26 protein-coding genes are annotated in these 26,377 nt (G+C 52.6%); 1 reads left to right on the top strand and 25 read right to left on the bottom strand.

What is annotated here, in order from left to right; translation table 11 throughout:
- Positions 1-3: 3 nt before the first annotated feature.
- The 20 genes from DG046_RS03325 to DG046_RS03230 all read right to left on the bottom strand — a co-directional run bounded on the left by DG046_RS03325 (position 4) and on the right by DG046_RS03230 (position 20,829).
- Positions 4-414, bottom strand: coding sequence for a S1 RNA-binding domain-containing protein (locus DG046_RS03325; protein ID WP_108831162.1), 411 nt, complete (start codon positions 412-414; stop codon positions 4-6).
- 3 nt (positions 415-417) lie between these two features.
- Positions 418-747 (bottom strand): FtsB family cell division protein, encoded by a 330-nt coding sequence (locus DG046_RS03320; RefSeq protein ID WP_108831161.1) that lies wholly within the window; start codon positions 745-747, stop codon positions 418-420.
- A 45-nt stretch (positions 748-792) separates the two neighbouring features.
- Positions 793-1,041, bottom strand: coding sequence for an RNA-binding S4 domain-containing protein (locus DG046_RS03315; RefSeq protein ID WP_108831160.1), 249 nt, complete (start codon positions 1,039-1,041; stop codon positions 793-795).
- 40 nt (positions 1,042-1,081) lie between these two features.
- On the bottom strand, positions 1,082-1,360 hold the full coding sequence (locus DG046_RS03310; RefSeq protein WP_108831159.1) for an HU family DNA-binding protein: 279 nt from the start codon (positions 1,358-1,360) through the stop codon (positions 1,082-1,084).
- A 9-nt stretch (positions 1,361-1,369) separates the two neighbouring features.
- Complete coding sequence (locus tag DG046_RS03305) at positions 1,370-2,650, bottom strand: MazG nucleotide pyrophosphohydrolase domain-containing protein (RefSeq protein WP_108831158.1); 1,281 nt, start codon at positions 2,648-2,650, stop codon at positions 1,370-1,372.
- Between the two features lie 172 nt (positions 2,651-2,822).
- Complete coding sequence (locus DG046_RS03300; RefSeq protein WP_159082040.1) at positions 2,823-3,884, bottom strand: peptidylprolyl isomerase; 1,062 nt, start codon at positions 3,882-3,884, stop codon at positions 2,823-2,825.
- A gap of 49 nt (positions 3,885-3,933) precedes the next feature.
- Positions 3,934-7,422 (bottom strand): transcription-repair coupling factor, encoded by a 3,489-nt coding sequence (gene mfd / locus DG046_RS03295; protein WP_108831156.1) that lies wholly within the window; start codon positions 7,420-7,422, stop codon positions 3,934-3,936.
- 36 nt (positions 7,423-7,458) lie between these two features.
- Positions 7,459-8,019, bottom strand: a complete 561-nt coding sequence (gene pth / locus DG046_RS03290; protein WP_108831155.1) for an aminoacyl-tRNA hydrolase — start codon at positions 8,017-8,019, stop codon at positions 7,459-7,461.
- A 1-nt stretch (position 8,020) separates the two neighbouring features.
- Entirely contained in the window at positions 8,021-8,977 is a 957-nt protein-coding gene (locus tag DG046_RS03285; RefSeq protein ID WP_108831154.1) for a ribose-phosphate diphosphokinase, read from the bottom strand.
- Position 8,978: 1 nt separating this feature from the next.
- Positions 8,979-10,352, bottom strand: a complete 1,374-nt coding sequence (gene glmU / locus DG046_RS03280; protein WP_108831153.1) for a bifunctional UDP-N-acetylglucosamine diphosphorylase/glucosamine-1-phosphate N-acetyltransferase GlmU — start codon at positions 10,350-10,352, stop codon at positions 8,979-8,981.
- Between the two features lie 145 nt (positions 10,353-10,497).
- Positions 10,498-11,574, bottom strand: coding sequence for a GTPase (locus tag DG046_RS03275; RefSeq protein ID WP_108831152.1), 1,077 nt, complete (start codon positions 11,572-11,574; stop codon positions 10,498-10,500).
- A 1-nt stretch (position 11,575) separates the two neighbouring features.
- On the bottom strand, positions 11,576-12,991 hold the full coding sequence (gene hydG / locus DG046_RS03270; RefSeq protein WP_108831151.1) for a [FeFe] hydrogenase H-cluster radical SAM maturase HydG: 1,416 nt from the start codon (positions 12,989-12,991) through the stop codon (positions 11,576-11,578).
- A complete protein-coding gene (gene hydE / locus DG046_RS03265) occupies positions 12,981-14,039 on the bottom strand; it encodes a [FeFe] hydrogenase H-cluster radical SAM maturase HydE (RefSeq protein ID WP_199909572.1) in 1,059 nt (352 codons plus the stop codon). Before hydE ends, hydG begins: the two co-directional genes overlap by 11 nt.
- Positions 14,036-14,290, bottom strand: coding sequence for a TM1266 family iron-only hydrogenase system putative regulator (locus DG046_RS03260; RefSeq protein WP_108831150.1), 255 nt, complete (start codon positions 14,288-14,290; stop codon positions 14,036-14,038). Before DG046_RS03260 ends, hydE begins: the two co-directional genes overlap by 4 nt.
- A gap of 204 nt (positions 14,291-14,494) precedes the next feature.
- The gene (locus tag DG046_RS03255; RefSeq protein WP_108831149.1) at positions 14,495-14,917 is read right to left on the bottom strand and encodes a PPC domain-containing DNA-binding protein; all 423 of its coding nucleotides are present in this window, start codon (positions 14,915-14,917) and stop codon (positions 14,495-14,497) included.
- A 12-nt stretch (positions 14,918-14,929) separates the two neighbouring features.
- Positions 14,930-15,868: an ABC transporter permease gene (locus tag DG046_RS03250; RefSeq protein WP_108831148.1), complete on the bottom strand. Its 939-nt coding sequence runs from the start codon at positions 15,866-15,868 to the stop codon at positions 14,930-14,932.
- On the bottom strand, positions 15,861-16,973 hold the full coding sequence (locus tag DG046_RS03245) for an ABC transporter permease (RefSeq protein ID WP_394800654.1): 1,113 nt from the start codon (positions 16,971-16,973) through the stop codon (positions 15,861-15,863). Before DG046_RS03245 ends, DG046_RS03250 begins: the two co-directional genes overlap by 8 nt.
- Complete coding sequence (locus tag DG046_RS03240) at positions 16,966-18,495, bottom strand: ABC transporter ATP-binding protein (protein WP_108831147.1); 1,530 nt, start codon at positions 18,493-18,495, stop codon at positions 16,966-16,968. Before DG046_RS03240 ends, DG046_RS03245 begins: the two co-directional genes overlap by 8 nt.
- 100 nt (positions 18,496-18,595) lie before the next feature.
- Positions 18,596-19,690, bottom strand: coding sequence for a BMP family lipoprotein (locus tag DG046_RS03235; RefSeq protein WP_108831146.1), 1,095 nt, complete (start codon positions 19,688-19,690; stop codon positions 18,596-18,598).
- A 110-nt stretch (positions 19,691-19,800) separates the two neighbouring features.
- The gene (locus DG046_RS03230) at positions 19,801-20,829 is read right to left on the bottom strand and encodes a hypothetical protein (protein WP_108831145.1); all 1,029 of its coding nucleotides are present in this window, start codon (positions 20,827-20,829) and stop codon (positions 19,801-19,803) included.
- Positions 20,830-20,953: 124 nt separating this feature from the next.
- Here DG046_RS03230 and DG046_RS03225 point away from each other — a divergent pair, with 124 nt between their 5' ends.
- Positions 20,954-21,424 carry a hypothetical protein gene (locus DG046_RS03225; protein ID WP_108831144.1) on the top strand — a complete coding sequence of 157 codons (471 nt, stop codon included), beginning with the start codon at positions 20,954-20,956 and terminating at the stop codon, positions 21,422-21,424.
- A 54-nt stretch (positions 21,425-21,478) separates the two neighbouring features.
- On the opposite strand, the gene DG046_RS03220 is transcribed toward DG046_RS03225, so the two are convergent.
- Genes DG046_RS03220 through potA form a run of 5 tightly spaced genes read right to left on the bottom strand, consistent with a single transcriptional unit; the run spans position 21,479 to position 26,376 of the window.
- Positions 21,479-22,672 carry an NAD(P)/FAD-dependent oxidoreductase gene (locus DG046_RS03220; protein WP_159082039.1) on the bottom strand — a complete coding sequence of 398 codons (1,194 nt, stop codon included), beginning with the start codon at positions 22,670-22,672 and terminating at the stop codon, positions 21,479-21,481.
- A 31-nt stretch (positions 22,673-22,703) separates the two neighbouring features.
- Complete coding sequence (locus DG046_RS03215) at positions 22,704-23,741, bottom strand: ABC transporter substrate-binding protein (protein WP_108831142.1); 1,038 nt, start codon at positions 23,739-23,741, stop codon at positions 22,704-22,706.
- A 1-nt stretch (position 23,742) separates the two neighbouring features.
- Positions 23,743-24,486, bottom strand: coding sequence for an ABC transporter permease (locus DG046_RS03210; protein ID WP_108831176.1), 744 nt, complete (start codon positions 24,484-24,486; stop codon positions 23,743-23,745).
- Between the two features lie 25 nt (positions 24,487-24,511).
- Positions 24,512-25,345: an ABC transporter permease gene (locus DG046_RS03205; protein ID WP_108831141.1), complete on the bottom strand. Its 834-nt coding sequence runs from the start codon at positions 25,343-25,345 to the stop codon at positions 24,512-24,514.
- Positions 25,342-26,376, bottom strand: coding sequence for a spermidine/putrescine ABC transporter ATP-binding protein (gene potA / locus DG046_RS03200; protein ID WP_108831140.1), 1,035 nt, complete (start codon positions 26,374-26,376; stop codon positions 25,342-25,344). The genes DG046_RS03205 and potA overlap by 4 nt, the downstream gene beginning before the upstream one ends.
- Between the last annotated feature and the right edge of the window lies 1 nt (position 26,377).

Below are 26,377 nucleotides of genomic sequence, written 5' to 3'. Positions count from 1 at the left end.
ACTTTATCTTCTCTTGGTCTTACCCTGTCTTACATTTCGACGCTGCTTAGCGCTTTCAATCTTTTCATTGCTGACCTTCATGAATTTGCTCAACATGTCGTCGAAGCTGGACGCATCGGATCTATGGACTTCTCTGTTTAGTTGAACCGCCTGGGGAAGGGGCTTTTGTTGTTCAGATTTCGGTTGGGCCTGCTTCATGCTCAGGGCGATTTTTCCGCCGTCTTCGATGGAGAGCACTTTGACCTTGACTTTTTGCCCCTTGGACAAATGATCCGAGACTTCCTTGACGTATTCATCGGAAATTTCCGAAATATGTACCAGTCCGTTGTGATCCTCGTCGAGTTGTACGAATGCGCCGAATTTCACGATGCCCGTGACCACGCCTTCTAAAATAGCTCCTACTTCAATTGCCATAGATTACCTTGTATCCTCCTCGTTTATACTTTTTGTGCGATCTTTTTCCTTGTCTACGTAAATCACTTCCCGGGGCTTGACCATGCCCAGATCTTCTCGGGCCACTTTTTCCGCAAATTCCAAGCTGTCGCTGTTTCGAATGGCCGCGCCCGTTTCCTTGATTTCTCTCGTGCGGGTTTCGATCTTCGTTCGATTTTCCCGTACAATGGCTTCTTTTTGGCGAGTTTCCTTCCACGTTCCGAAACTGATAAACACGCAAAGGACGGCCACGGCGATAATCGCCAAGCGGGCCGTTTTGACGGGAACTCTGTGAAATTTTCTTTCCTTTGCCATGCACTCACCTCGATACTATTAGTATCGCATGTTTCGGCGATCTTTTCAATCGTCGAGAAGAATTTCGTAGAGATCTTCGGCGCCTTTTTTCTGAACATTGTCCTTAATGTCTAAAACGCGCAGCTTTTGGCTGCGGTTGCCGAATTGCACCGCGACGATGTCGCCTACGGCCACTTCGTCGCCGGCCTTGGCGGTCTTGCCGTTAATGGTGACGCGGCCGCCGTCGCAAGCTTCCTTGGCCACGGTGCGGCGCTTGATGATTCGTGCGTTTTTCAAATACTTGTCGATGCGCATGCCTTCTCCTTTAAAAAAAGGGCCCTTCAGGGCCCGTGGATTATTTGTTGACCGATTCTTTTAAGGCCTTGCCTGCGCGGAAGACCGGAGCCTTCGATGCGGGAATCTTAATGACTTCTTCCGGATTTCTCGGGTTTCTGCCTTCGCGGGCTTTGCGATCGCGCACTTCGAAGGTACCGAAACCGACTAATTGCACTTTGTCGCCTTCTGCCAAGCTTTCTTCGATGGAAGACAAGAAAGCGTTTAATGCGTTTTCAGCGTCTTTTTTGGATAAGTTGCTCTTTTCAGCAATATTGGAAATAAGTTCAGATTTGTTCATCATAGCCTCCTAAAAATTTTTATTTTCGTCGCCTTCATGGGAAAGAGCGTCGGTGAGTCGGCCCAAGGCCGCGGCCAAGGTGCTCTCCGCGTCGATTCCCGCATGTTCGGCATCGATCAACAGTTTTATAAGTCCTTCGACGATTCGGCGGCTGTCTTCGTCCATGTCCGCGAAAACCTCGGAACGCAGTGCATCCTCCGGCAAACGGGCCACGGTTTTCTGCCCCCGCATCAGGGCCGGCAAGCCCTCGTAGTGGCGAAGTTTTTCTCCCAAACTTTGACTGCCCCGCTCTTTCGATTTCATGCCCTCCCAATCACTCGCACCGCCTTTAAAGACGTGAGGGTGACGGCGGATCATTTTTTCCACCAGGGCTTCGATGAGGCTCGCCAAAGTAAATGTGCCTTCTTGCGCCGCCAATTCGGCGTGAAAAATGACTTGAAACAGGACGTCGCCCAGTTCTTCTTCCATGGCGAAATCGTCCTTGCAGTCGATGGCATAGGCCGCTTCGTAGGCTTCTTCGATTAAATGGGCCTTCATGCTCTCGTGGGTTTGTTCCCCGTCCCAGGGACAGCCCTCGGGGCCGCGAAGCCGTCGAATCAACCGTACGACATCCCTTACATCTTTGTACGCCTCCGTGGCGGGAATATACAGGCTGGTTTCGTAGCCGTAATCGTCGAAGCGATCCAGCATGTACACGGGCCGCTTCTCCCTAAAGGCTTTCGCCTCGTGTCCGGCGTGGGAGAGGACGAAGACCTCGTGCTCGTCGCCGTAAAGCTCGGACAGCGCCAGCTTCAACTCCCGCACGATCCGCTGATTGTACACTTGGGTCACGATGGTGTCCACGTGCACGTCCAGATCCAGATCCGTAAAGTCGTCGCCGTTAATGATTTTCAGGCCGTCGATGGGATCTTTTTTTACCGAAGCCAGTACCGGCTCGATAAAGCTCAATCCGTCGACGATGTCGATGTTCGGGTCCTTTTCCAAAAGATAGACCACCGTCTTTTCCGCAATCAAGGGATGACCGGGAACGAAATAGGTAATGTCCTCGCTCTTCGAAGCCTCCAGAAGGTCATCGGCGATGGCCCGGTAGATGGCGTCGAAATCATCCAGGGATTCGTAGAGGTAATCGTAGCTTTTGTAAGGAATGTGGTGGGAGCGAAAATACGCGACTGCGTCGTGTGCTTCCGTCCTGAGAAATTTTTTCGACTCGTCGTGAATGGCCTCCAAGGCTTTTACCGTAAGGTCCTTTTCATTGGTCGGACCGAGACCGACAATTCGTAACTTTCCCATGACGTCCCCCTTTTACCTTTGTTATTGTACTATTCACGGCGGCCTTTGTCTAGTTAAAAAAGGATTTTTTAGCCCAATGAAGCCATTTATAGGCCCTTTTCCTTCCCCGTTTCCGTAAGGCAACTAAAAAACAGCCCGGTCCTGAGACAGGCTGTTTCTTTCATGGATTGATTTACTTCTTTTCTTCCTTTGCGTCCTTGGCATTGGCATTGCCTTTGGCTTGGGCGTTTTGTGCCTTGGCATTTTCGCCTTGTGCCTTGTCGGCGGGCGCTTCGGCTTTTTTCGGTGCTTCTACGGGAATGTCTTTCGCCGTGTTCACCGTGCGTTTTACTTTGGCTTTTTTCTCGAGCTTGTCGTTGTATTCCTTGAATTTTTCTTGAATGACCGCTTCTTTTACGGCGTCTTTGGCGCCCTTGAAGTCGTTGGAGATCTTTTCAAGCTTAATGATGTGGAAGCCGAATTGGGTCTTCACGGGATCGGAAATTTCGCCGGGCTTCATGGAGAATACTTTTTCGTCGAATTCCTTTACCATTTGGCCGGGAGAGAATTGACCCAGGGAGCCGCCGTTTTGTGCGCTTCCCGTGTCCAAGCTCTTTTCTTTGGCAAGTTTCGCAAAGTCGGCGCCGCCGTCCAATTCTTTTTTAATGGCGTCGGCTTCTTCTTTGGTTTTAACCAAAATGTGGCTGGCTTCGGCGGTTTTAAATTCGTCTTTGTGGCCGTCGTAGTACTTTTTCAGTTCTTCTTCCGTCGGTTCCAATTCCTTCAGCATTTTTTCTTGGTATTGTTGCATGAGAAGGTTGGTCTTCATGTATTCTCTCATTTGATCGGCGGTTAAGTTGTTTTCTTTTAAGGCGTCTTGTAATTTTTCTTCGCCGCCGTACATATCGACCATTTTCTTGTATTCTGCGTCCACGTCTTTGTCCGTGATCTTAATGCCCTTTTCTTCGGCATCTTGTTTGTAGATTTCGAAGCGAACCAAATTGTCCAGGGTGTTTTGACGCATGATTTCGCCCATGGTTTGTTTGCCGTCGGGGCTCTTTTGCATGAGGAAATCTTCCCCGTATTGAGCCATGGCTTGTTGGGCCTGCATCTTGTATTCCCGTTCGTAATCTTCGATGGTGATGGGCTTGCCGTTTACCGTGGCGGCGACATCTTTTTTGCCGCAACCGGTTAAGAGAACCGTCGCCGCCAAGCAGACGACGCCGATTTTTTTCATCGTGTTTTTAATAGTCATAAACATCCTTTCCTTACTTTTAAAATCTCCATTTCATTATAACAAGTAACTAGGCCTTTCGTGTGTGCGATTTGTGTATTTTCATAAGATCCAGGACTTTTTCTACATCGTCCAGGGCATTTTTCTCCGCCGAGAGGCGAATGCTGTATTCTCCGGCCATGGAAAAGACCAATCGCTTGCCGAAGACGCTGGTGAGTTCGTTTAAGAGGGACAGATCGAGTTCGTAGCCTTCGACGAAGTGGAAGCTGTACTCGTCGCCCTTTTGTTGAATGGTTTCCACTTTGAGGGTGGAGGCCAGGTGGCGAATCTTGGAGAGATGCACCAGCTGAAGAACGGCCTTCGGCGGATCGCCGAAGCGGTCGATGAGCTCGTCGATGACATCCCGCTCGTCCTCGTCGTCGGTGATGACGGCGATCTTCCGGTACATTTCCATGCGCTGGGTTTCGTCTTTAATGTAGCTCTTGGGAATGTAGGAGTCGATTAACACGTCCAGGGCGGTGTCCACTTCTTCCGCGTCCTCTTCGCCTTTGGCCCGACGCACGGCCTGTTTCAAAAACTTAATGTAGAGATCGTAGCCGATGGCGTTCATGTGGCCGTGTTGGCTCTCCCCTAAAATATTTCCCGATCCGCGGATCTCCAAATCCCGCATGGCGATTTTGTAGCCGCTGCCGAATTCGGTAAACTCGCGAATGGCGGCGAGGCGCTTTTCCGCCACTTCGGAAATGCCCGCATCCCGCTTGTAGGTAAAGTACGCGTAGGCGATGCGATTGCTCCTGCCGATGCGCCCCCGCAGTTGGTAGAGCTGCGAGAGCCCGAGGCGGTTGGCCTCCCACACGATCATGGTGTTGGCATTGGAGACGTCCATGCCCGTTTCGATAATGGTGGAGCAGAGAAGCACGTCGATGTCCCGATTGTAAAACCGGAGCATGGTGTTTTCCAGCTCCCGCTCGCTCATTTGGCCGTTGGCCATGGCGAAGCGGGCCTCGGGGACCAAGTCCTGTAAGTCGCCGAGCATTTTTTCCATGGTGCGCACCCGATTGTAGACGAAGTAGATCTGTCCGCCTCGGTCCAGCTCCTTTAATATGGCTTCGCGAATCATCATGGGATTGTATTCCACCACGTAGGTTTGCACCGGGAAGCGCTCCCGGGGCGGCTCGTCGATGACGGACATGTCACGAATGCCCGCGAGGGACATTTGCAAAGTCCTCGGGATGGGCGTCGCCGTCAAGGTCAAGGTATCCACGCTTTCTTTTAAAAGCTTGAGACGCTCCTTGTGCCGCACGCCGAAGCGCTGCTCTTCGTCGATAATCAAAAGGCCCAGGTCCTTAAACTTCACGTCTTTCGACAGGAGGCGGTGGGTGCCCACCACAACGTCCACGGCGCCGATCCTGAGCCGCTCCAAATCCTCTTCCTGTTCTTTCTTCGAGCGGAAGCGGGACAAAAGGGCGAGGTCCACGGGGAAATTGGCGAAGCGCTCCCGCATGGTGTTGTAGTGCTGTTGGGCGAGAATAGTCGTGGGCACGAGAAAGGCCACTTGCTTGCCGTCCAATACCGCCTTAAAGGCCGCGCGAAGGGCCACTTCGGTCTTGCCGTAGCCCACGTCGGCGCAGAGCAGGCGGTCCATGGGCTTCGCTTCTTCCATGTCCTTTTTAATCTCTTCCGTGGCTTCCAATTGGCCGTCGGTCTCTTCGAATTGAAAGGCCGCTTCGAAATCCTTCTGCCAGGGCTGATCCTCGGTAAAGGCGTAGCCCGCCACATCTTCCCGCTTGGCGTAGAGGCGAATCAAATCCTCCGCCATTTCTTCCACGCTGCGCTTGGCTTTGGCCTTAGTGTTCTTCCAGGTTTGGGTGTTCAGGCGGTTGATCTTCACCGGCGCGTCGTCGGAGGCGATGTAGCGGTGAATCAAAGCCATTTGATCCATGGGCAAAAAGAGCTTGTCGCCCCCTTGGTAGAAGAGGCTGATGTAGTCCCGGCGTATGCCCTGCACCTCCAGATTGGTGGTGCCCATAAATTTTCCGATGCCGTGCATTTCGTGGACCACGTAATCGCCGACGGACAGGCTCCCCAAGTCGATGACGTCTTTTTTCTTGCGCCGCCGCTTTCTTTTTTTCGTCTCGCCGAAAATTTCCGTGGCATTTAAGAGGACGAAGCGCACTTCTTCCATCTCGAAGCCGCCGTGCACGTGACCGGAATCAAATTGTATCACCCCGGGCATTAAGACATCCTTAAGAGGCACGGGCGCAAAGCCCATGTCCCGCACCGTGTCTTCCAACCGGCGGGTCTTCTCCTCGCTGCCGCCTAAGAGGACGACGGCGTAGTCTCTGTCCAGATAGCGCTGAATTTCTTCTTTGAAGTAGCGCATGCGGCCGCCGAAACTGGTGACGGTCTTTACATTGAAATTGGCGATGCGCTTCAGCTGATAATTTCCCGGAGCGCGGACGATGTGGCTGGAGATAATTGCATCCCGCGCCGCCAAGTCCCCCTCGATGACGTCGTAGTCGATTTGTATGCTTAAATGGGACTTTAAAAGCTCCCCTGCCTCGGCCAAATCGCTCAGGGTATCGACGAGAGAAAGCTCCTGCTTCTCAGCCACTTCCCTCATGCGCCGCGGCTCGTCGACAAAAATCAACGGCGATTCCTTAAAGTAATCGACGACGGAGGCCCGCTCCTTTTCGGGAATGTAGGGAAGCAGGAGATCCGTGTGGGACAAAAAGGCGCGGTCTTTCAACTGCTCCATCAGGGGCATAAATTTTTCTTCCGCCCGATCTTGGGAGACGCGGCTCAATTTTTTTATTTTCTTCAGATCTTTTTCGATGGCGGCGGCCACGCTGTCTTTGAGGCCGTCGTCGAAAATGACGTCGTGAACAGGAAAGATCTCCGCCCCATCCACATCTTCCACGGAGCGCTGGGTCTCGGGATCGAAGCGGCGTATGGAGTCCACCTCCACGTCGAAAAGCTCCACCCGGTAGGGGTAATCTTGGGGCGTGAAAATGTCGATGATGCCGCCGCGAATGGAAAATTGGCCCATGCCCTCGACGAAATCTACGCGCTTGTAGCCCGATGCCAAAAGCTTTTCCGTGAGGGCGTCGGTGTCCACCACATCCCCTACTTGAAGGGAGAATGCCGCATCTTTCAGATACACAGGCTTCAGAAAAATGCCACCCAAAGCCTCCGGCGTGGTGACCACGATCTTAGCCCGGCCGTCCAACATGGCCTGAAGGGTTTTCAATCGGGCGCTTAAAAGCTCGTTGCTCCCCGCGTCCCGTTGAAAGAAAAACAGTTCTCGGGCCTGGAGCTGAAAGACGCCTTCTTCGGCGTAGTAAGACAAGTCTTCCGCCAATCGCTTCGCCCGAGCCACGTCGTAGGTCACGAGAAGCACGGGCCTGTCTTGATCCCTACGGATCGTATCCACGACAGGGGCAATGGCCGCCTCCGCCAAGCCGTAGCAGCCGATGGGAAATTCGCCCTCCCTCAGGCCGTCTGACACTTGTCGAAAGGAGGGATCCTTTGAAAAAAGCTCATTGTAAATACGCGTCATTTTGCCTCCTAAAAAGCAGCCCCTTGGAGCTGCTTTCTACTTTCCGTTATAGGTATTCATGGCGGCATCGAGCCCCTCTTTTATAAACAAAAGTGTGGCATCCTTCGCCTTTTCAATGGTTTCGTCCATGATTTTTTCCTCGTCCCCGGAAAAGGTGCTGAGGACGAAATCGGCCAAGTCCATGTGGGGATTTTTCTTTCCCACGGCGATTTTCAGTCGGGGAAATTGATCCGATTGCACTTGGTAAATAATGGACTTCAGTCCGTTGTGGGTGCCGGCACTGCCGGATTTACGAAGCCGAATGGTGCCGAAGGCGATGTCGATATCGTCCACCAAGACCAGCACATCTTCCGGCGCGATTTTAAAGTAATCCATGCACGCCCTCACCGATTGGCCGGACTCGTTCATGTAGGTGGTAGGCTTTAAAAGACGCACCTTCTTTCCAAAGGCGCGCCCTTCCCCGTAAAGGCCTTTAAATTTAATGGAGCTTACGGGAATGTTTAAAGCGTCTGAAATGGCGTCCACGGCCATAAAGCCCACATTGTGTCTGGTGTTTTTGTAGCGATCCCCCGGGTTTCCTAAACCGACGATAAGCATTTTACACTTCTTCGAAGATCTTGCTAATGGAGCGGTCGGTATTTACCCGCGTAATGGCACTGGCGAGAATCGGTGCCACGGACACGATGTCGATCTTGTCGATGTGTTTTTCTTCCGGCAAGTCGATGGTGTCGGTAATGACGAAGCGTTCCATAACGGAATTGTCGATGCGTTCGATGGCCGGTCCCGAAAGCACGCCGTGGGTGGCGCAGCCGTAGACCTTCTTGGCACCGTATTTTTTCAGGGCGTCGGCGGCCTTGCAGACCGTGCCCGCCGTGTCGATAATGTCGTCCACGAGGATGCAGTCTTTGCCTTCGATGGAACCGATGACGTTCATTACCACGTTTTCGTTGGCCTTGGGTCGTCTCTTTTCGATAATAGCAATGGGAGCGCCGTTGATTTCTTCGGCAAATTTACGAGTGCGTGTGACGCCGCCCAAGTCGGGACTGACGGCGACGATATTGGATGTGTCGATGTTTTCTTTAAAGTATTTCGCCAAGTAGGGAACGGCGGTTAAGTGATCGACGGGAATGTCGAAGTAGCCTTGAATTTGACCGGCGTGCAGGTCCATGCAGATGACGCGGTCCGCGCCGCTTACGGTCATTAAATTGGCCACGAGTTTCGCCGTAATCGGTTCTCTTGCCCGCACTTTTCTGTCTTGGCGGGCGTAGCCGTAATAGGGCACGACGGCGTTGATCCGGCCGGCGGAGGCACGCTTTAAGGCGTCGATTAAAATCAAAAGTTCCATTAAGTGGTCGTTTACCGGACCCGAGGTGGGTTGAATGACGAATACGTCTCTGCCCCGCACGGAATCCATAATGTCGATGGAGATTTCTCCGTCGGAGAATTGTTTGACTTCGCAGGCACTTTGTTCGATGCCCAGAATCTTACAGATTCTCTCCACTAAGGGCTGGTTGGAATTGCCCGCAATAACGACGACTTCACCGTGATTATTCATACTAGCTGTCCTTTCTCCGGTTCCAACCGGGAATCATTCTCTGTTCACTTCTCTCTACTGCCAAACTTCCGTCTTCCACATTTTTCGACACCGTGCTGCCGGCGGCGATAAAGGCGCCTTCGCCGATGGCGATGGGGGCCACCAAATTGACATTGGAGCCGATAAAGGCATTGTCGCCGATGGTGGTGCGGAATTTTTCCTTGCCGTTGTAATTGCAAAAGATCACGCCGCAGCTGATGTTGACATTTTCTCCCACGTCGCCGTCGCCGATATAGGCCAAATGGCCCGCCTTGGTGCCCTTGCCGATGTGGGAATTTTTCACTTCCACAAAATTGCCGATGTGCACATTTTCTTCCAATACGCAGTTGGGGCGCAGGTGGGCGTAGGGCCCCATGGTCACGCCTTGGCCCACGACGGATTTTTCAACGACGGAAGAGTCGATGACGGCGCCGTCTGCCACGGTGCTGTCCACGATGCGGCTCGCGCCTTGAATGACGCAGCCTTCGCCGATCACCGTCTCGCCCACTAAGTGGATGCTCGGCCCTAAAATCGTGTCGCGACCGATTTTGACGCCGCTGTCGATTAAGGTCGATGCGTCGTCGAGGAAGGTGACGCCGTTTTCCATATGGTACTTGTTGATGCGGCGGCGCATGACTTTTTCACAGGCGGCCAATTGCACCCGGGAATTGACCCCGAGCATTTCTTCTTCGTTGCAAATGGTAAATCCGCCGATTTTCTTTCCGTCGTCTTTAAGCATTTGGATCACATCGGTTAAGTAAAGTTCGCTCTGTTTGTTGTCGGAGCTTAAATTGCCGATGTTTTCTTTTAAGGCCCGGCCCGTAAAGGCAAAGATGCCCGTGTTTACTTCCGTAATGGCTTTTTCTTTATCCGTGGCGTCTTTTTCTTCCACGATGCCCGCGATGGTGGAATCTTGGTCCCGAATGATTCGGCCGTAGCCGAAGGGATCGCTGACCACGGCGGTTAACACGCATGCGTCGAAGTCGTGGCTTTCCACATAGGCTCTGAATCTGGCGATGGTCTCTTCTTTAAACAGGGGCGTGTCGCCGGTGAGAATATAGACCTTGTCCTCGTCGGAAAATTCGTCCATGGCGCAGTAGACGGCGTAGCCCGTGCCGTAGGGAACGCCTTCGCCCATGGCTTGCTCGATAAACGTGAGCGGCGCGTCTTTAAAATAGTCGATGACGTCGGCCTTTTTGTGTCCGACGATAACCACGGTTTTATCCATGGCATTGGCGATGCAGTTGTCCACCACATAACTTAATATGGCTTTTCCCGCAACTTTATGCAGCACCTTTGGCATGTCGGATTTCATCCGCGTGCCTTCGCCTGCCGCTAAAATAATTGATACATTCACACTTACACCTCACTCGTAATCCTTCTGGGAACTATTATATCGAACACGGCAACATCTCACAACATTTCTTCCCATAAAGAAACGGCGAGCGCTCGGCTCACCGCTTCGTATTTTTATTTATTTTGCAATCCGACTTTGTCGCTTCTTAAAAATCGACTTTGTCCAATATGCCCTTGGCCTCGGCAATAACCAGGCCGTAATTGGTGACGGGGACGTTTTTTTCACAGGCCTTGGCCACCCGAGCCTGGACCACGGGCCGCTGAAACATGCAGCTGCCGCACATAATGATGAGATCGTAATCGCCGACATTTTCGGGAAAGCTCAGTCCCCGGGTAAAGTCCACGGCGATCCCGTCGCCCAAGCGCTTTTTGAGCATGGCGGGGATTTTTACCCGGCCGATGTCTTCTTCCTTGGGCGAGTGGGTGCATGCCTCCGCCATAAGAATCTTCGCATCCCCGGGCAAGCTGCGCAAGGTCTTCGCTCCCTCTACCATGATGTCAATGTCGCCTTTGGCCCGGGCGAACAAGATAGAAAAGGACGTGATCTTGGAGTCCGCCGGCTTTTTCGCGTATACTTCCGAGAAAACCTGGGAGTCGGTGACGATCCAATCCGGCGCTTTAGCCAGTTTTTCAATGGCCCCGTCCATGGTGTCCAAGTCGCAAATCGTGGCGGTGAGGCCCTTGTCGATGACTTCTCTAAGGGCCTGTACTTGAGGCAAAATCAGCCGCCCCTTCGGCGCCGATTCGTCTTGAGGCATGACGAAGAGCAGGTGTTCTCCCATGTCCATGCCGTCGAAAAGACCCGGAGCCTTCTTTTTTTCCTTGAAGAGCGCCGTCAGGGAATTTAAAATTTCATCCCGCTCGGGAAAGGGGCGATTTAATTTTAAGACGGGCAGGTCTTTTTTCGCCAAGGGCTCTAAAATGCCGTCGCCTACCTCACCGATTAAAATGGCGCCGTCGATTTCATCCACCACTTTCATGGTGCGCGCCCCCCGGGCTTCGCCGAGCTCCGTCTCATCGGCGGTGCCCGCCGTGTCGATGAAAGTCACCGGGCCCAGGCCGTCCACTTCCATGTTCTTATACACCGGATCCGTGGTGGTGCCCGGCTTCGGCGAAACCATGGAGGTGGTTTGCTCGGTGAGCAGGTTCATTAAGGTGCTTTTGCCGCTGTTGGTCTTTCCGAAAATGGCGATGTGCAGCCGAAGTCCTCTTTGCGTTTCCATATCAGAACCTGAAGTCCCGTTCGCCGCCTTGAATGCGCTTCACGTATTCCGCGGCCTTTTCACGCAGATCGTCCCGTTCCACATCCTTTAAGAAATCGTGGATTTTTTCTTCGCCTAATTGGCAGGTATCGTCAGCGGCGTAGTCGGAGAGGTATTCCTGCAGAGTCATAATGGCGTTGGGCTGACAGAATTTGGCGATTTGGAAGCTCTTCACTTCTTCCATAAAGGTTTCGCCGGTGCGTCCCGCCCGGTAGCAGGCCGTGCAGAAGCTGGGCAGATAGCCTAAGTCCAGGAGCCAGTGAATAACTTCATCCAGGCTACGGCAGTCGTCGGTGTCGAATTGGGCGGAGTTGTCTTCTGCTCTGTCTTCATCGTAGCCGCCGACGGAGGTTTTGGAGCCGCCGCTGATTTGGGATACGCCAAGTTCCAGGGCCTTTTTGCGCATTTCCTGACTTTCCCGCGTGGAAATAATCATGCCCGTGTAGGGAACGGCCACGCGAATCAAGGCGATAATGTCTTCGAAAATTTCATCGGGCACGCCGTTTTCAAATTCGTCGGGGTCGATGTCGTCGGCGGGGCGAATCCGGGGCACGGAAATCGTGTGGGGTCCCACGCCCTTGTAGGCTTCCAAGTGTTCCGCGTGCATCAATTGGCCCACGAAGTCGTAGGGATAATTGTTCAGGCCGTACAAGACGCCCAGGCCCACGTCGTCGATGCCGCCTTCCATGGCTCGGTCCATGGCTTCCGTGTGGTAGGCCCAGTTGGATTTCGGTCCCGTCGGGTGCAGGGCTTCGTAATTTTCCTTGTGGTAGGTTTCTTGGAACAGAATGTAGGTGCCGATTTCCGCTTCTTTCAGCTTTCTGTAATTTTCCACGGTGGTGGCCGCGATGTTTACATTGACGCGGCGAATGGCGCCGTTTTTATGCTTAATGGAGTAGATGGTTTTGATGCTTTCCAAGACGTATTCGATGGGATTGTTCACCGGATCTTCGCCCAGCTCCAGTGCCAGGCGCTTGTGGCCCAAGTCTTGCAGGGCGATGACTTCCTTTTCGATTTGTTCTTGGGTGAGTTTGACCCGGTCGATGTTTTTATTTTTGTAGTGGTAGGGGCAGTAGACGCAGCCGTTGACGCAGTAGTTGGACAGATACAGGGGCGCGAAAAGCACGATGCGATTGCCGTAGTACTTCTTTTTAATGTCTCTCGCCAATTGGCGGAAGGATTCGCGAATGTCATCCAGCTCCGACATTAAGAGAACCGCCGCTTCCCGGTGGTCCAGGCCCTTCATTTTCCGACCCTTTTCTAAAATCGCCTCCTGCATTTCGCGGTTCGTGCGATTGGCGTTGGCCTCTTCCAGCGTGGCCATAATTTCGTCGTGATTGATAAATTCTTCTGCCTTTGCAGACATTTTATTGTACATTGTGGTTCTCCCTTCCCGTAAAATCTCCTCGACTCATAACAATTTCATAACCTAATTGGGCGATTTGCTCCTTTAGATCCCTTAAGTTTTCCGCCGCTTCCAAGGCAAAGGCCGCCTTGTTGTCGTAGAGGGCGTAGCTCTTTCGCACCCTGGGCGGCGACAGATTGGGCATAAACACATTGGCCCCGGCTAAGATGCCTCGATTGCGTCCGTCTTCCGCCAAGGTCTGCATGGCGGTTGTTGACGGAATGTTTGCCGTGGGAAAAAGCAGACGCAAAATGGCGATGCACATAGCCGTCAACTCCACGCTGCCGTTTTCGAAATCCCGAAAGGGCGTGGCGTGGTGGCGCACATAGGGGCCGATGCCGATCATGGCCGGCTGAAATTCTTGGAGGAACATAAAGTCATCCACCAAATTTTCAATGGTTTGATAGGGGCTGCCCACCATAAAGCCGCTTCCCACCTGGTAGCCCAAGGCCTTTAAGTCCATAAGGCACTTCATCCGCTTTTGCTGATCCATTTCTTTCGGATGGAGCTTTTTGTAATGGGCGGGATCGTAGGTTTCATGGCGCAGCAAAAAGCGATCGGCGCCGGCTTCTTTCAAGCGGGCGTAGCTTTCCATGCTCCGCTCCCCGACGGAGAGGGTAATGGCGCAGCTCGGCTGAATCTTTTTGATTCGCCGTACCCAATCCACCAGGCGCTCGTCGGTAAAGTAGGCGTCTTCGCCTCCTTGAAGGACGAAGGTTTGAAAGCCCGCCTCGGCACCGACGGCCACCGACGCTTCCAGCTCTTCGGTGGTGATGCGGTAGCGCTCGACCTCGCCGTTGTCCCGGCGAATGCCGCAGTAGTAGCAATTGTTATGGCAATGGTTTGTAAATTCAATTAAACCGCGCACGTAAATCTTTTTGTGAAAGTGCAGGTCGGTGATGGCCCGTGCCTTTTCAAAGACCGCCTCTTCCACAGCCTCGCGGTTTTCGAGTAAATAGCGTATGTCGTCTCTCTCCAGGCCTCGGCCTTCATCTACTTTTCTGAATATTTCCTGAATCATAGATCTCCGGCCAAGGTGGTTCGTACAGTGACGTCCTCCAGCATGCCCAGTTTTCCCGACAGGGCGTTGATTTTATCTTGTTTGCCGTCGACGACGACACTGATGAGCGACAATCCGCGTTTCGGGTAGGGAATGCCCAATCGTCCCACAATAATGTCCCGCTCCTCGTGTAAGAGGTCGTTGATCCTCTTAATGGTTTCACCGGAGCCGGTCTCGACGATAATGGCGATAATTCCCAATTTTTCGTTCATAGACACCTCCTACCTCTTCCTCAAGGGCGAACCTTTCGGAAAAGGAACTTCTTTACTTCTTACTTTCTTCATTTTAGCATAGCGAGGGCGATTCGCCACCCTGTGAGGCGAAATTTAGATATTTTTTTCACCAATTTACTTCTTCTCCCATAATCGGCAAGAAAAAAGAGCCGGCTGCCCGACTCTTTAAAATGCTTACAAGGATTAAAAAATCATTTGGTTCACGCCGATACCGTCGTTGAACTTTCGGTCGATGGCGCCTTTGATCGGGCGAATGAAAATTTCCGCCGTGACGGAAATCACCGCCGATTGCAAGTGGCCGCCGAAGACGCGGCCTTTCGTGTTCCCCAAATTAATGTGGGCATGGAGGTACGGCGCGCCGTCTTTTCTCGAAAGATTTCCAATCAATGAGGTGAGCTCAAAGGGCTCTTTCAACGGAATATCGTTGTATTTTTTCGCCTTCGTGTCCATAATTCCGATGACCACGTCGTCGGTGGCGCCGAGGCCTGTCACCGCGGCCGCCTGAATGTCTTCTTTTTCCGCCAAAGCCAAAATGCTTTCGCAAATTTCGTCGCCGGGATCCAAGCGCAGGGCGATCATGCCGTCTTCGTAAACTTTGTAATCCATGGTTTTTCTCCTTTACTTATTTCGCTTGTAGGGAATCCCGTTGGCGCTGGGGCCCCGGGCTTCGCCAACAAAGACGACCATGGCGAACATGGTAATCACATAGGGAAGCATATTCAACAAATCCGGCGCCACCGTCAAGGACGTGGAGCCAAGGAAGATGACCAGACCTTCCGCCGCACCGAAGAGGAGGCAGGCCAAAAGGGTGGTGTGGGGTTTCCAGCCGCCGAAAATAACCGCCGCCAGAGCGATAAAGCCTTGGCCGGAGATCAGGGTTTCCCGGAAATTGGCCACCACGGCGAGAGACAAGCTGGCGCCGCCGAGGCCGGCTAAAAAGCCCGAGGTCAAGACGCCGATGTATTTGATCTTATAGACGTCCACGCCCAGGGTTTCCGCCGCGTGAGGGTGTTCGCCGACGGAGCGAATCCTGAGGCCCAATTTCGTCTTGTAAAGGATGAAGTAAACCAATGCCACGACGATAAAGGCGATGTAGACCGTAATGTATTGGCCGAAAATAATGTCGGGAGCGCTCCCTGCGGGGAAGACATTGCTTAAAACCCGCGGCATTTTATTTTTCAGAGGAATGGGCTTGGTCATGGCCGCGCCGTCGAAAAACATGCGAGCGAGAAATATGGCAAGGCCGGGGCCCAAGAGGTTCAGTGCCGTCCCGCTGACCACGTGGTCGGCGCCGAAGTGGATGGTGGCGATGCCGTGCAGAAGGGCGATGCCCATGCCGCCGAGGCCCGCGCAGAGAAAGGCGATCCAGGGATTGCCCACGTAGTAGCCCACGGTGGCGCCGACGACGGCACCGATGGTCATCATGCCTTCGAGACCGATGTTGACGACGCCGGTGTTTTCACTGACGACGCCGCCCATGGCCGTGTAGATTAAAGGAGCGGCGTAGAGGAGCGTAATGCCTAAAATGCCGGCAAAGCCCATGAGAAAATTATCCAATCTGTTCCCCTCCTTTTTCTTTCTTCGATGCAAAGCGCGTGCGAATCCAATCCATAAATTGCGGCATGGCGATAAATAAGACGATGATACCGATGACGATATTAATGACTTCCGACGGGGTCTTCAACGCGGAGTTGAGTTTGCCGCCGCCGTAGCTTAAGGCCGCAAACAGTATCCCCGAGGGGATGCAGGCGATTGGATGGTTGGCCGCGATTAAGGACACGGCGATGCCGTTAAAGCCGTAGCCCTGTTGAGCCGCCAAGAGGCCGATGTTTTGCGACACGCCTAAAACCTGTACCGCACCGGCCAGGCCCGCCAGGCCGCCGGAAATGGCCATGGAAATCATGGTGTTCTTTTTAATGTCGATGCCGCCGTATTCCGCCGCAAAGCGATTGAAGCCCACGGCTTTTAATTGATAGCCCAGGGTAGTTTTCTTTAAGATAAACCAGGCCAAAACGGCGACGATAATGGCGATGAAAATCCCCCAGTGAATGGGCGGATTCAAGATGCCGCGGAGAAATTCGTTGTTCTTCAACACGGCCCGTCCGGCCTCGGAGCGCTTCCACTCGTTTAAAATGCGGATGCTCGCCGAGGGCTGAATATTAAATGAATAGTTGCTGTCGGGCTTTCTCAAGAAAGCTTTGGTGAGCATGTAGTTGCTCAAGTAAAAGGCCACCCAGTTCAACATAATGGACGAGATAACTTCGTTGACGCCGCGCTTCGCCTTAAACAGGCCCACGAGACCGCCCCACAGGGCGCCGAATACAATGCCGACCAAGAGGGCCACGATGCCGTGAATCACCGGCGGCAAGTGGAGCACCACGCCGGCGATGACTGCGGCGAGGCTGCCCATAATGAACTGGCCTTCCGCGCCGATGTTAAAGATGCCCGTTTGAAAGGCGAAGGCCACGGCGATCCCCGTTAAAATAATGGGGACGGCTTCCACAATGGTCCAGGAGATGAACTTCGGCTTGCCGAAAGCGCCTAAAATCATGACCTTGTAGGCTTCCAGAGGATTGACGCCGACCAGGGCGAAGATCACGGCCCCGACGACCAAACCCAAGAGGATGGACATGCCGGTATAATATAGCATTTTTTTATTCACTGTCCACACCTCCCGCCATGTAGTAGCCCAGTTCCTTTTGATCCGCTTCCCCTTCATTAAAGGTCTTTGTAATGGCCCCTTCGTAAATAATGCCGATGCGATCGGAAAGGCTCATAACCTCGTCGAGTTCAAAGCTCACTAAAAGCACGGCGCGGCCCTTGTCCCGCTGTTGCACCAAGAATTGGTGAATGTTTTCGATGGCGCCGACGTCCAGGCCCCGGGTGGGCTGGGCGGCGATTAATACATCGGGATCGTCGTCGATTTCCCTCGCGAGAATAACTTTTTGCTGGTTCCCGCCGGAAAGATCTCCGGCCAAATAGCGGCTCTTTCTCGGGCGAATGTCGAAAGATTCCATTAACTTATCCGCGTGAGATGTAATGGGCCCTTCCTGCAGAATGCCCCTGGAAGAGTAGGGGGCTTCGCCGTAGCTGTGAAGCACCATGTTTTCCGCCACGGTAAATTCCTGCACCAGGCCACGCTTGTTTCGGTCTTCGGGAATATTGTTCATGCCCGCTTCGCGAATGGCCTTCGGCGTGGCATTGGTGACATCTTTTCCTTCGATGACCACTTTGCCTGCTTCGATTTTTCTAAGACCCGTAATGGCTTCTAAAAATTCGCTTTGGCCGTTGCCGTCCACGCCGGCGACGCCGAAAATTTCGCCTTTTCTGACGTCTAAATTCAGTCCCTTCACCACTTCCACGCCGCGCACGTCTTTGACGTGAAGGTTTTCGATGTGAAGGGCCACTTCCCCGGCTTCCACGGGTTTTTTATTGACATTAAATTTAATGGCCCGCCCCACCATCATTTCGGCGAGATCGGCCTCCGTGGTGTTTGCTACATCCACCGTGTCGATGCGCTGTCCGCGGCGAATGATCGTACATTTTTCCGCCAGGGCTTTAATTTCTTTCAGCTTGTGCGTAATGATGATGATGCTCTTGCCTTCGGCTGCCAGGGCCTTAATAATGGCGATGAGCTCGTCGATTTCCTGGGGCGTCAAGACGGCCGTGGGCTCGTCGAAAATTAAAATCTCCGCGTCGCGATAGAGGGCCTTCAGGATTTCCACCCGCTGCTGCATGCCCACGGAAATATCTTCGATCTTGGCGTCCGGATCGATTCTTAATCCGTAGCGATTGGAAAGATCCACCACTTTTTCCCTGGCGGTCTTCTTGTCTAAGACGACGCCGTTTGTAGGCTCTTCGCCGAGAATAATATTTTCCACGACGGTAAAGGGTTGAAAGAGCATAAAGTGTTGATGCACCATGCCCAGGCCCTTTCCGATGGCGTCTTTCGGCCCCTGAAAATCCACGGCTTCCCCGTTGATCTTCACTTCGCCGAAGGTCGGCTTATACAGGCCGTACAATACATTCATCAGCGTGCTCTTGCCGGCGCCGTTTTCGCCGAGCAAGGCGTGAATTTCGCCTTTTTCCACGACGAGATCGATGCCGTCATTGGCCTTGAAATCGCCGAATAATTTCGTTATCCCGCGCATCTCTACTGCCGGCGCGAGTTTCTTTTCAACCATCCTTTTCCCCCTTCATCTATTGGCTTCATTATACACTATCGGCAGTCGCTTTTAAAAGGCATAAAAAAAGAGGGCCGAGCCCTCTTTTTCGCGATCAAATTTATTTTGCTTCAAAGTTTTTGTAATCTTCTGCCGTTGCCGGAACCTTGATTTCGCCCTTAACGATTTTTTCTTTAATCGTCTTGATCTTGTCGAGGATTTCCGGTTTGACGTTCTTGTCGCTGGTGGGAGCGATGTCGACGGTGTCGCCGTCCTTAAGACCGTAGCTCAGATTTTGGCCGCCGGGGAAGTCTTCGCCCTTGGACATGCTTTCGAGCACTTTGTAAACGGCACTGTCGGCACGTTTCATAGCCGAAGTGAGTACATTGTCGGGAGCGATGTCGTTTTGGTCGCGGTCCACGCCGATGACCCATTTGTCTTGGTCTTTGGCCGCTTCGATTACGCCGTCGCCTGCGCCGCCGGATGCGTGGAAGATAACGTCGCAACCTTGTTGATACATATTGGTTGCAATGCTCTTGCCCTTGGCTGCGTCGGAGAAGTTACCGACGTATTGACTGACCACTTCGACCTTTTGGCCTTTTTCTTTAGCCGCTTGATCGACACCGGCCTTGTAGCCGTATTCAAAGACTTGAATAACCGTGGATTCTTGACCGCCGACAAAACCGACTTTGTTGGTTTCGGTGGTAAGACCGGCAATGTAGCCGACGAGGAAGGACGGTTCTTCGGCTTTAAATTGGATGCCTGCCAAGTTGTCCGGTGCGTTTTCGTAGGTGTAGTCTACGATTAAGAATTGTACGTCGGGATTGGCTTCTGCCGCTTCCAACATGGCGTCGCCTAAGTTGAAGCCGGCGGCGACGATGACGTCGTTTCCTGCTTCAAGCAAGGTTTCGATATTGGGCGCGTAGTCGTTGGCTTCTTTGGATTCTTGGTAGGATACCTCGAAACCGAAGTCGTCGTGGACTTTTTGCAGACCTTCCCATACGCCTTGGTTAAAGGATTGGTCGTTGATGCCGCCTTCGTCGGTTACGAAACCGACTTTTAATTTTTCGCCGTCTTTTTTGTCGCCGGCGTCGGCAGCTGCATTGTTGGCAGCTTTATTATCGTTAGCTGCTTTGTTGTCGGATGCGCCGCCGCATGCCGTAAGCACGAAAATGGACAGCATCATCACTGCAAGTAGTAGCGATCTTTTTTTCATAATTTCCCCCTTTATTTGATCTGACTTTATTATAATATGCTTCATACAAAAATTCAACGAGAGAAGGTTTTCCGATAAAAAGAGCGCACCGCCGGGTACGCTCCTTTATCTTATAAATAGAATCCTTTGGGTACGGCGAAGATGTAGGTGGCCAGCACAAAGACGATCAGGGCCATCCCCAGGGCTTGCCTGAAATCCAACGCCTTTAATTTCAAACTGCTCCGCGTCATGAGCTTAAAGAGCAGGTAGGCGACAAAGGCCGCCACGGGCATGGCGATGAAAATGCCTGCGTTGGTCGGCGCCTTTAAGCGAAGGGCCGGTACGGCAAAGGCAAAGAGCACCATGGCGCCGTAAACCACGGGATAAAGTTTCCGTCGATCAAACAAGAGGATCGCGAGTCCCGCGACGACGGAAAGAATTGCGAGGGCGATGGCCACGGTTTTTACCGCATGGGCTCTTCCCATGACCCCTTGATCCATGAGTTCCAAGGTATTGATGTAGACGCCGGACTGTGTCTTTGTCGAGGTTTCCGGGCGCAGGCCCTTGTCTTCGATGCCCAGGGCGTCGGAGAATTTATCCACCTTCCCGTTGGTTAAGAAGACGCCGATGTCGGCCATGGTTCGCCCCGTGTAGGACACCACCGTGGCGGGATCGGTGACCACGGTAAAGGCGTAGTCTTCCACCTCTTCACTTAAGGGGATGCGCATTTCCGAAGCGGGTTGGAACGTGAGCTTCTCCTTACCCAGCACGGTATTCATCTTCAGATTGTCGTAAACCGCGCCGTTGATCTTGTCGTATTCGCCCTTGAGTTTCACCTTGCTCTTGGAGCCGTTGGCGCCTTTGGGCAGATACACGTTTCGCACGGGCACGCCCAAGAGGCGCACGCTGGTATCCTTTCCCTGATATTGGAATTTCACATCGTAGCGATACAAGATCTTCGGCCCCTTTTCAATGCGGCGAGTCACTTGCAGATTGTCGATGCGCGTGGGATCGTCGAAGATCAATCCGTCGAAAGCGGCATTTTTTTCCTCTTCCGACGACAAATCCACTTTGTCCATCATCAGGGGTGTGAACGTCAGTAGAAAGCACAATAATAAAAAAACAACAAATATAATTCCATTTTTCAATTGTTTCTGCATGGTCATCCCCCTTATGCGTACTGATTTTTTCTTATCATACCATATACTTTCGCAATTATCACCGATAAATTGAAAAACCTTTTCACGAAAAGGCGGCTATGCTATACTAAAAGCGGAGGTTGACATGACGATAGAAAAAAGCAAATTCTTAAATATACTGAAAGCCGTTGACTACCTGGCCATGCTCACCATGATCGTATTAGCCTTTATCCATCCCTTTTTTCCCGTTTACAACGAAGCGGGCAAGCTCATGGAAAACGCGGCGCTCCTTCGCATCGCCGTGGTGATCGCGGTGCTCTTTGTCGGCGTGCCGATTTTCAGTAAGGAAATCACCGCCATTCGTAAAAACAAAAAGCCCTACGACATAAAAAAGAAAAACAGCACGGTGTTTTTGCCCAAGGTAAATTTCTTTTTGGCGTCTCTCTTCGCCGTGGCCACCATCATCTTCGTACCCATGGCCATCGTGCACTACGCAGACAAGGGCCCGCAGTGGCAAGCATTTTATGCCGTCTTTTACGTGTTCGTCTACATCGGCATCGGCTCGCGCCTGCAACTGAAGCCGGCCCTTATTCCGCAAAAGAAAATGAAATCCTGATCAAAGAAAAAAGCCCGGCCGTCGCCGAGCTGAGTCCCCGAAAGGGGATTTTTTTTATTCTTTTTCCGATTTGAAGGGGTAGGCTCCGTCCAGAGCTTCTTCGATGGGCGCGTGGGCTTCCACCAGTTTGCGGTAGGTGCTCATGGTGCTCGTGTCGCCGTAGAGAACGGCGCCGGTCACTCTGCCGTCTTGTACATAAAGGCGATGGTGAATGTCGCCGTCGTCGTAGAAATAGACGTCGCCTTCGCCGATTATACCCGCGGAGAAGATTTGGATCGTGTCTAAATCCAATTTCGTGTGGGCCTTCGGGTTTTCGTAGGTTTCGTCGCCGCCGGCCATGTTGGCGCCGGCCACTTTGCCCATGGCGCGGGAGGCGGGCCAAATACCCATGACGCGGCCTTCCACTTCCGCCACGTCTCCTGCGGCCCATACATTGGCCTTGTTGGTCATGAGGTGGCTGTCCACGATGACGCCTTTGTTGACTTCAAGGCCCGTGTCCTCAAACAGTTCCGTGTTGGGGCGCACGCCGGCGGAGATCAGGACCATGTCGAAGTCCGCCGCCGTGGCGTCGTCGAATTCGATGCCACGCACTTCGTCTTCGCCGATAAAGGCCTTGGTGTTTTTTTCGTTAAAGACCATAAAGCCCAAATCTTTCATTTCTTCGTTGAGCATCATGCCCAGCTCACGGTCCAATTGCTTGGAGAGCAGGTATTCGCTGCGGTTAATAATGGCGACGACGTGGCCGCTTTTTTTCAGGCTGTTTGCCGCTTCGAGTCCGAGAAGACCGCCGCCGATGACGGCGATGTGTTTCGTGTCTTCAAAGCCGTTAATATAGCTTTGAATGGTCATGAGATCGGCCCAGTTTCTCAGGGTAAAGATGCCCTTTAACGCATTATTTTTAAAGGGCGGCACGCTGGAATGGCTGCCGTTTGCCAAGAGGATTTTTTCCCCTTGAATTTTTTCGCCGCCGGCCAAGGTAACGGTCATGGCATCGAAATCCACGGCCACGACTTCGGCGCCGAGCTTCACGTCCAGGGCGAGTTTTTCTTCCCAGCCTTCTTTATCTAAATAGGGAATTTCGGGGGCGTCGTCCCCTAAAATTGCCGTGAGTTGAATCCGAAAATAGGGACGTACTTTCTCGTCTCCCAAAAGAAGGATGCTTCCTTCCTTGTCGTGTTTTCGAATCTCTTTGGCCGCCGTGACGCCGGCGATGCCACCGCCTACGATCAAGTAATTGTATGTTTTCAAATCGATTCGTCCTCCTTCAATAATTGCCTTACTACCTTGCCGTGACTTCCGTCCATATTCTATCATAAACTTCTACAAAATCGTGTAGATCCCGATACACCTCCAAGGGAGGCAGGCTGTCCAAATCCGGATAGGCCACGGGATCTTCCCTGAGTTCCTTAGGCAACAGGCCGATGGCTTCGGGAATGGGCGTGGCATAGCCCACATTGTGCTCCGCATTTTTCGCGGCGATGTCCGGCCGGGACATGAAATTGATAAAAGCCATGGCTCCCTTCGGATTTTTCGATTGCTTCGGAACAGCAAAGGAATCATACCATATATTTGTACCCTCTTTCGGGATAATGTATTCCAAGGATTTATTTTCTTGACGCATCATGGCCGCATCCCCGGAGTACATGACGGATAAAGACGCGTCGCCCTGACTCATAACATCCCGCCCTTCGTCGGCCAGATAGGCGTAGACCAGGGGCTTTTGCGCGATTAAAGCTTCCTTCGCCTCTTCCAGCTCCTTCATGGAGCGGCTGTTCATGGAATAGCCCAAATATTTCAGGGCAATGGCGATGGAATCCCGCTGGGAATTGTACATAATGATTTCGTTTTTATACTTTTTATCCCACAAGGCGCTCCAGGAATCGATGGGCTCTTTCACGTAATCGGTGTTTACCACAATACCCAGTGTGCCCCAGAAATAGGGCATGCTGTATTTGTTTCCGGGATCGTAATCCATGTCCAGAATCCGCTTGTCCAGCTTTTTCATATTGGGGATTTGATCGTAGTCCAGGGGCAGGAGCATGTCTTCGCGAATCATGCGCTCGATCATGTATTCCGAGGGCACGATGACGTCGTAGGGATCGTTGGATTTTTTCAGCTTCACGTACAGGTCTTCGTTGGAGGCGAAGGTGTCGTAGATGACCTTGATCCCCGTTTCTTTTTCGAATTGGCGGATCGTATCCATGTCCACGTAATCGCCCCAGTTGTAGACGTGAAGGGTTTCTTCCTTGTCCCCCGTCTTGCCGCAGGCCGTAAGAAACAGGATCGAAATTAAAAGTAGAATAGATAATCGCTTCATATTACACCTCGAAATCCACCAGATCGATGTCCCGCTTGTTTAAGAGGAGCAAGAGGGCCAGCACCGCCACAAAGAGCAGGGTGGACAATGCGTTCATGGAGGGATTGATCCCGGTTTTCGCCATGGAGTACAGGGCGATGGAAAGATTGCTCACGCCCTGGCCCGTGGTGAAAAAGGAAATAATGAAATCGTCGATGGACAGGGTGAAGGCCATGAGTGCGCCGGTGGCGATGCCCGGTTTGATTTGGGGCACGATGACGTAGCGCAGCACCTCCGGCGTCTTGGCGCCTAAGTCGTAGGCCGCCTCCACGATATTGTTGTCCAGCTGATCCAATTTCGGCAAGACGGAGAGAATCACATAGGGCAGGCAGAAGACGATGTGGGACAGGATCATGGTGAGTAAGCCCTGCTCCATGGCCAAAAAGCCGAAGAGGCTCATAAGGGCCACTGCGGTGACGATGTCGGGGTTTAAGACGGGCAGGTAGTTGATGTTTAAAATTACGGCCTGGCTGCGCTTGGAAAAGGCGCGGATGCCGATGGCGGAAAGGGTGCCCACCACGGTGGATATGACCGTGGCCACGACGGCCACCAAGACCGTGGTGTAGAAGCTCTTTAAGATGATGGGATCGGAAAACAGATCCGTGTACCAATGGGTGGTAAAGCCCGCCCACACGCCGCGAAGTTTCGTGTCGTTGAAACTGAAGACGATGAGCACGGCGATGGGCAGATACAAAAACAAAAGCATGAGACCCAAATAGGCGTTTCTGATTTTATTTCCCACGGCTGCCTCCTTTCGGCCGCTTCTCGCCGACGAGGCGGAAGACAAATAACATGACGATCAAAATAACGATAAGCACCACGGCGATGGCGGAGCCGAAGGCCCAATTGCCCGTGAGCCTGAATTGCTGCTCGATAATATTGCCTACCAAGTAATACTTGTTTCCCCCGAGCAGGGAGGAAATGACGAAGGTGGACAGAGCCGGAATAAAGCACATTAAGATGCCGCTGTAAATGCCCGGCAAAGACAGGGGCAAGGTGACTTTCAAAAAGGCCGTGGCCGGACTCGCCCCCAAATCCTGCGCCGCTTCCAAATAGGAGCGGTCCATTTTCTGTAAAATCGTGTAAATGGGAAGCACCATAAAGGGAAGGAAATTGTAGATCATCCCCATTAAAATGGCGCCTTGATTGTACATCATGTCGAAGGGGCCCAGGCCGATCAGGTGAAAGGCTTTATTTAAGACGCCGTTTCGCCCGAGGAGGGTGATCCAGGCGTAGGTCCTCAGGAGAAAATTCATCCACATGGGAATGACGAAGAGGAGAATCAACATGGAACTCGTCTTGGGCTTGGTGCTCGATATGGCGTAGGCCGCCGGATAGCCCACCATGAGGCAGGCCGCCGTGGACAAAGTGGCCAAGACCACAGAGCGCCACAAAATCCGCAGGTAAAGGGGCTGAAAGAAACGGGCGAATTGCTCCGTAGAAAAGCGGTATTCCCCCATGTTCATGGTGCCCGCGCCGTTAAAGCTCATGATTAAAACCAAGATCAGGGGCAGGACGATAAATAAAATGGCCCAGAAAATATAGGCCGATGCGTAGCGCCTCATGCCTCGTCCTCCATGACGTGGAAATTATCCGGTTCTACGTAAATGCCCACCACCGCGCCGGGCTCCCGCGCCACGGTGGACTGCACCATCCACTTCTCGCCGTGGACGTCCAAAATCATTTCGTAGTGCACGCCTTTAAACACGATGGATGTTACCGTGCCCTGAAGCAGATCATCGCGGCCGGCTTTCAGTTCCACATCCTCCGGCCGAATGACGATTTGCACCGGCGAATTTTCTCCGAAGCCCGTATCCACGCACTGAAATTCCCTGCCGTAAAAGGAAATCAATTTATCCTTTACGAAGCGACCCCGAATAATATTGCTCTCGCCGATAAAATTGGCCACGAAGGCATTTTCCGGCTCGTTGTAAATGTCCGTAGGCGTGCCGATCTGCTGAATGGCGCCGTCTCGCATGACCACCACCGTGTCGCTCATGCTCAGGGCCTCTTCCTGATCGTGGGTGACGTAGATAAAGGTAATGCCCACCTGCTCCTGAATCCGCTTCAGCTCAAACTGCATCTGCTTTCTGAGCTTCAAGTCCAGGGCGCCCAAGGGCTCGTCCAAGAGGAGGATCTTCGGGTCGTTGACCAGGGCCCGGGCGATGGCGATGCGCTGCTGTTGGCCCCCGGAAAGGGACTGAATGTTTCGCTTGGCCACGTGGGGCAGATTCACCAATTCCAGCATCTCCGTCACGCGGCTGTCGATGGTGGCCTTCGGCAATTTCTTCAGCTTTAAGCCGAAGGCCACATTATCGTAGACGTTTAAATGGGGAAACAGGGCGTATTTTTGAAACACCGTGTTCACCGGCCGCTCGTAATGCTTGATGCGGAGCATGTCCTTACCGTTAAACAAAAGCTCCCCTTCGTCGGGGGTTTCGAAGCCCGCGATGATCCTCAAAAGCGTGGTCTTTCCGCAGCCGCTGGGCCCGAGAAGGGTTAAAAACTCTCCGTCTCTCACGCTTAAATCGATGCCGTCCAAAACCTGCGTATCGTCGAAAGATTTCTTCATGTTCTTAATTTCAATTAATTGCATC

Origin of the sequence: Aedoeadaptatus coli (genome assembly GCF_900343085.1) — a bacterium.
In the GTDB taxonomy this organism is placed as follows: domain Bacteria; phylum Bacillota; class Clostridia; order Tissierellales; family Peptoniphilaceae; genus Aedoeadaptatus; species Aedoeadaptatus coli.
Note: the sequence above shows the minus strand (reverse complement) of the source record. Positions and strands in the feature narration are given on the sequence as shown.

What these genes read in the sequence shown, in the direction of transcription:
- DG046_RS03240 (WP_108831147.1), bottom strand. Translation starts at nt 18,495, where the DNA reads ATGGTTGAAAAGAAACTCGCGCCGGCAGTAGAGATGCGCGGGATAACG.
- DG046_RS03260 (WP_108831150.1), bottom strand. Translation starts at nt 14,290, where the DNA reads ATGAACGAAAAATTGGGAATTATCGCCATTATCGTCGAGACCGGCTCC.
- DG046_RS03315 (WP_108831160.1), bottom strand. Translation starts at nt 1,041, where the DNA reads ATGCGCATCGACAAGTATTTGAAAAACGCACGAATCATCAAGCGCCGC.
- DG046_RS03215 (WP_108831142.1), bottom strand. Translation starts at nt 23,741, where the DNA reads ATGAAGCGATTATCTATTCTACTTTTAATTTCGATCCTGTTTCTTACG.
- hydE (WP_199909572.1), bottom strand. Translation starts at nt 14,039, where the DNA reads ATGATTCAGGAAATATTCAGAAAAGTAGATGAAGGCCGAGGCCTGGAG.
- potA (WP_108831140.1), bottom strand. Translation starts at nt 26,376, where the DNA reads ATGCAATTAATTGAAATTAAGAACATGAAGAAATCTTTCGACGATACG.
- mfd (WP_108831156.1), bottom strand. Translation starts at nt 7,422, where the DNA reads ATGACGCGTATTTACAATGAGCTTTTTTCAAAGGATCCCTCCTTTCGA.
- pth (WP_108831155.1), bottom strand. Translation starts at nt 8,019, where the DNA reads ATGCTTATCGTCGGTTTAGGAAACCCGGGGGATCGCTACAAAAACACC.
- DG046_RS03300 (WP_159082040.1), bottom strand. Translation starts at nt 3,884, where the DNA reads ATGACTATTAAAAACACGATGAAAAAAATCGGCGTCGTCTGCTTGGCG.
- DG046_RS03210 (WP_108831176.1), bottom strand. Translation starts at nt 24,486, where the DNA reads ATGCTTTTGTTTTTGTATCTGCCCATCGCCGTGCTCATCGTCTTCAGT.
- hydG (WP_108831151.1), bottom strand. Translation starts at nt 12,991, where the DNA reads ATGTACAATAAAATGTCTGCAAAGGCAGAAGAATTTATCAATCACGAC.
- DG046_RS03285 (WP_108831154.1), bottom strand. Translation starts at nt 8,977, where the DNA reads ATGAATAATCACGGTGAAGTCGTCGTTATTGCGGGCAATTCCAACCAG.
- DG046_RS03255 (WP_108831149.1), bottom strand. Translation starts at nt 14,917, where the DNA reads ATGGATTACAAAGTTTACGAAGACGGCATGATCGCCCTGCGCTTGGAT.
- DG046_RS03325 (WP_108831162.1), bottom strand. Translation starts at nt 414, where the DNA reads ATGGCAATTGAAGTAGGAGCTATTTTAGAAGGCGTGGTCACGGGCATC.
- DG046_RS03310 (WP_108831159.1), bottom strand. Translation starts at nt 1,360, where the DNA reads ATGAACAAATCTGAACTTATTTCCAATATTGCTGAAAAGAGCAACTTA.
- DG046_RS03275 (WP_108831152.1), bottom strand. Translation starts at nt 11,574, where the DNA reads ATGGAAACGCAAAGAGGACTTCGGCTGCACATCGCCATTTTCGGAAAG.
- DG046_RS03235 (WP_108831146.1), bottom strand. Translation starts at nt 19,690, where the DNA reads ATGAAAAAAAGATCGCTACTACTTGCAGTGATGATGCTGTCCATTTTC.
- DG046_RS03305 (WP_108831158.1), bottom strand. Translation starts at nt 2,650, where the DNA reads ATGGGAAAGTTACGAATTGTCGGTCTCGGTCCGACCAATGAAAAGGAC.
- DG046_RS03225 (WP_108831144.1), top strand. Translation starts at nt 20,954, where the DNA reads ATGACGATAGAAAAAAGCAAATTCTTAAATATACTGAAAGCCGTTGAC.
- DG046_RS03230 (WP_108831145.1), bottom strand. Translation starts at nt 20,829, where the DNA reads ATGCAGAAACAATTGAAAAATGGAATTATATTTGTTGTTTTTTTATTA.
- DG046_RS03205 (WP_108831141.1), bottom strand. Translation starts at nt 25,345, where the DNA reads ATGAGGCGCTACGCATCGGCCTATATTTTCTGGGCCATTTTATTTATC.
- DG046_RS03320 (WP_108831161.1), bottom strand. Translation starts at nt 747, where the DNA reads ATGGCAAAGGAAAGAAAATTTCACAGAGTTCCCGTCAAAACGGCCCGC.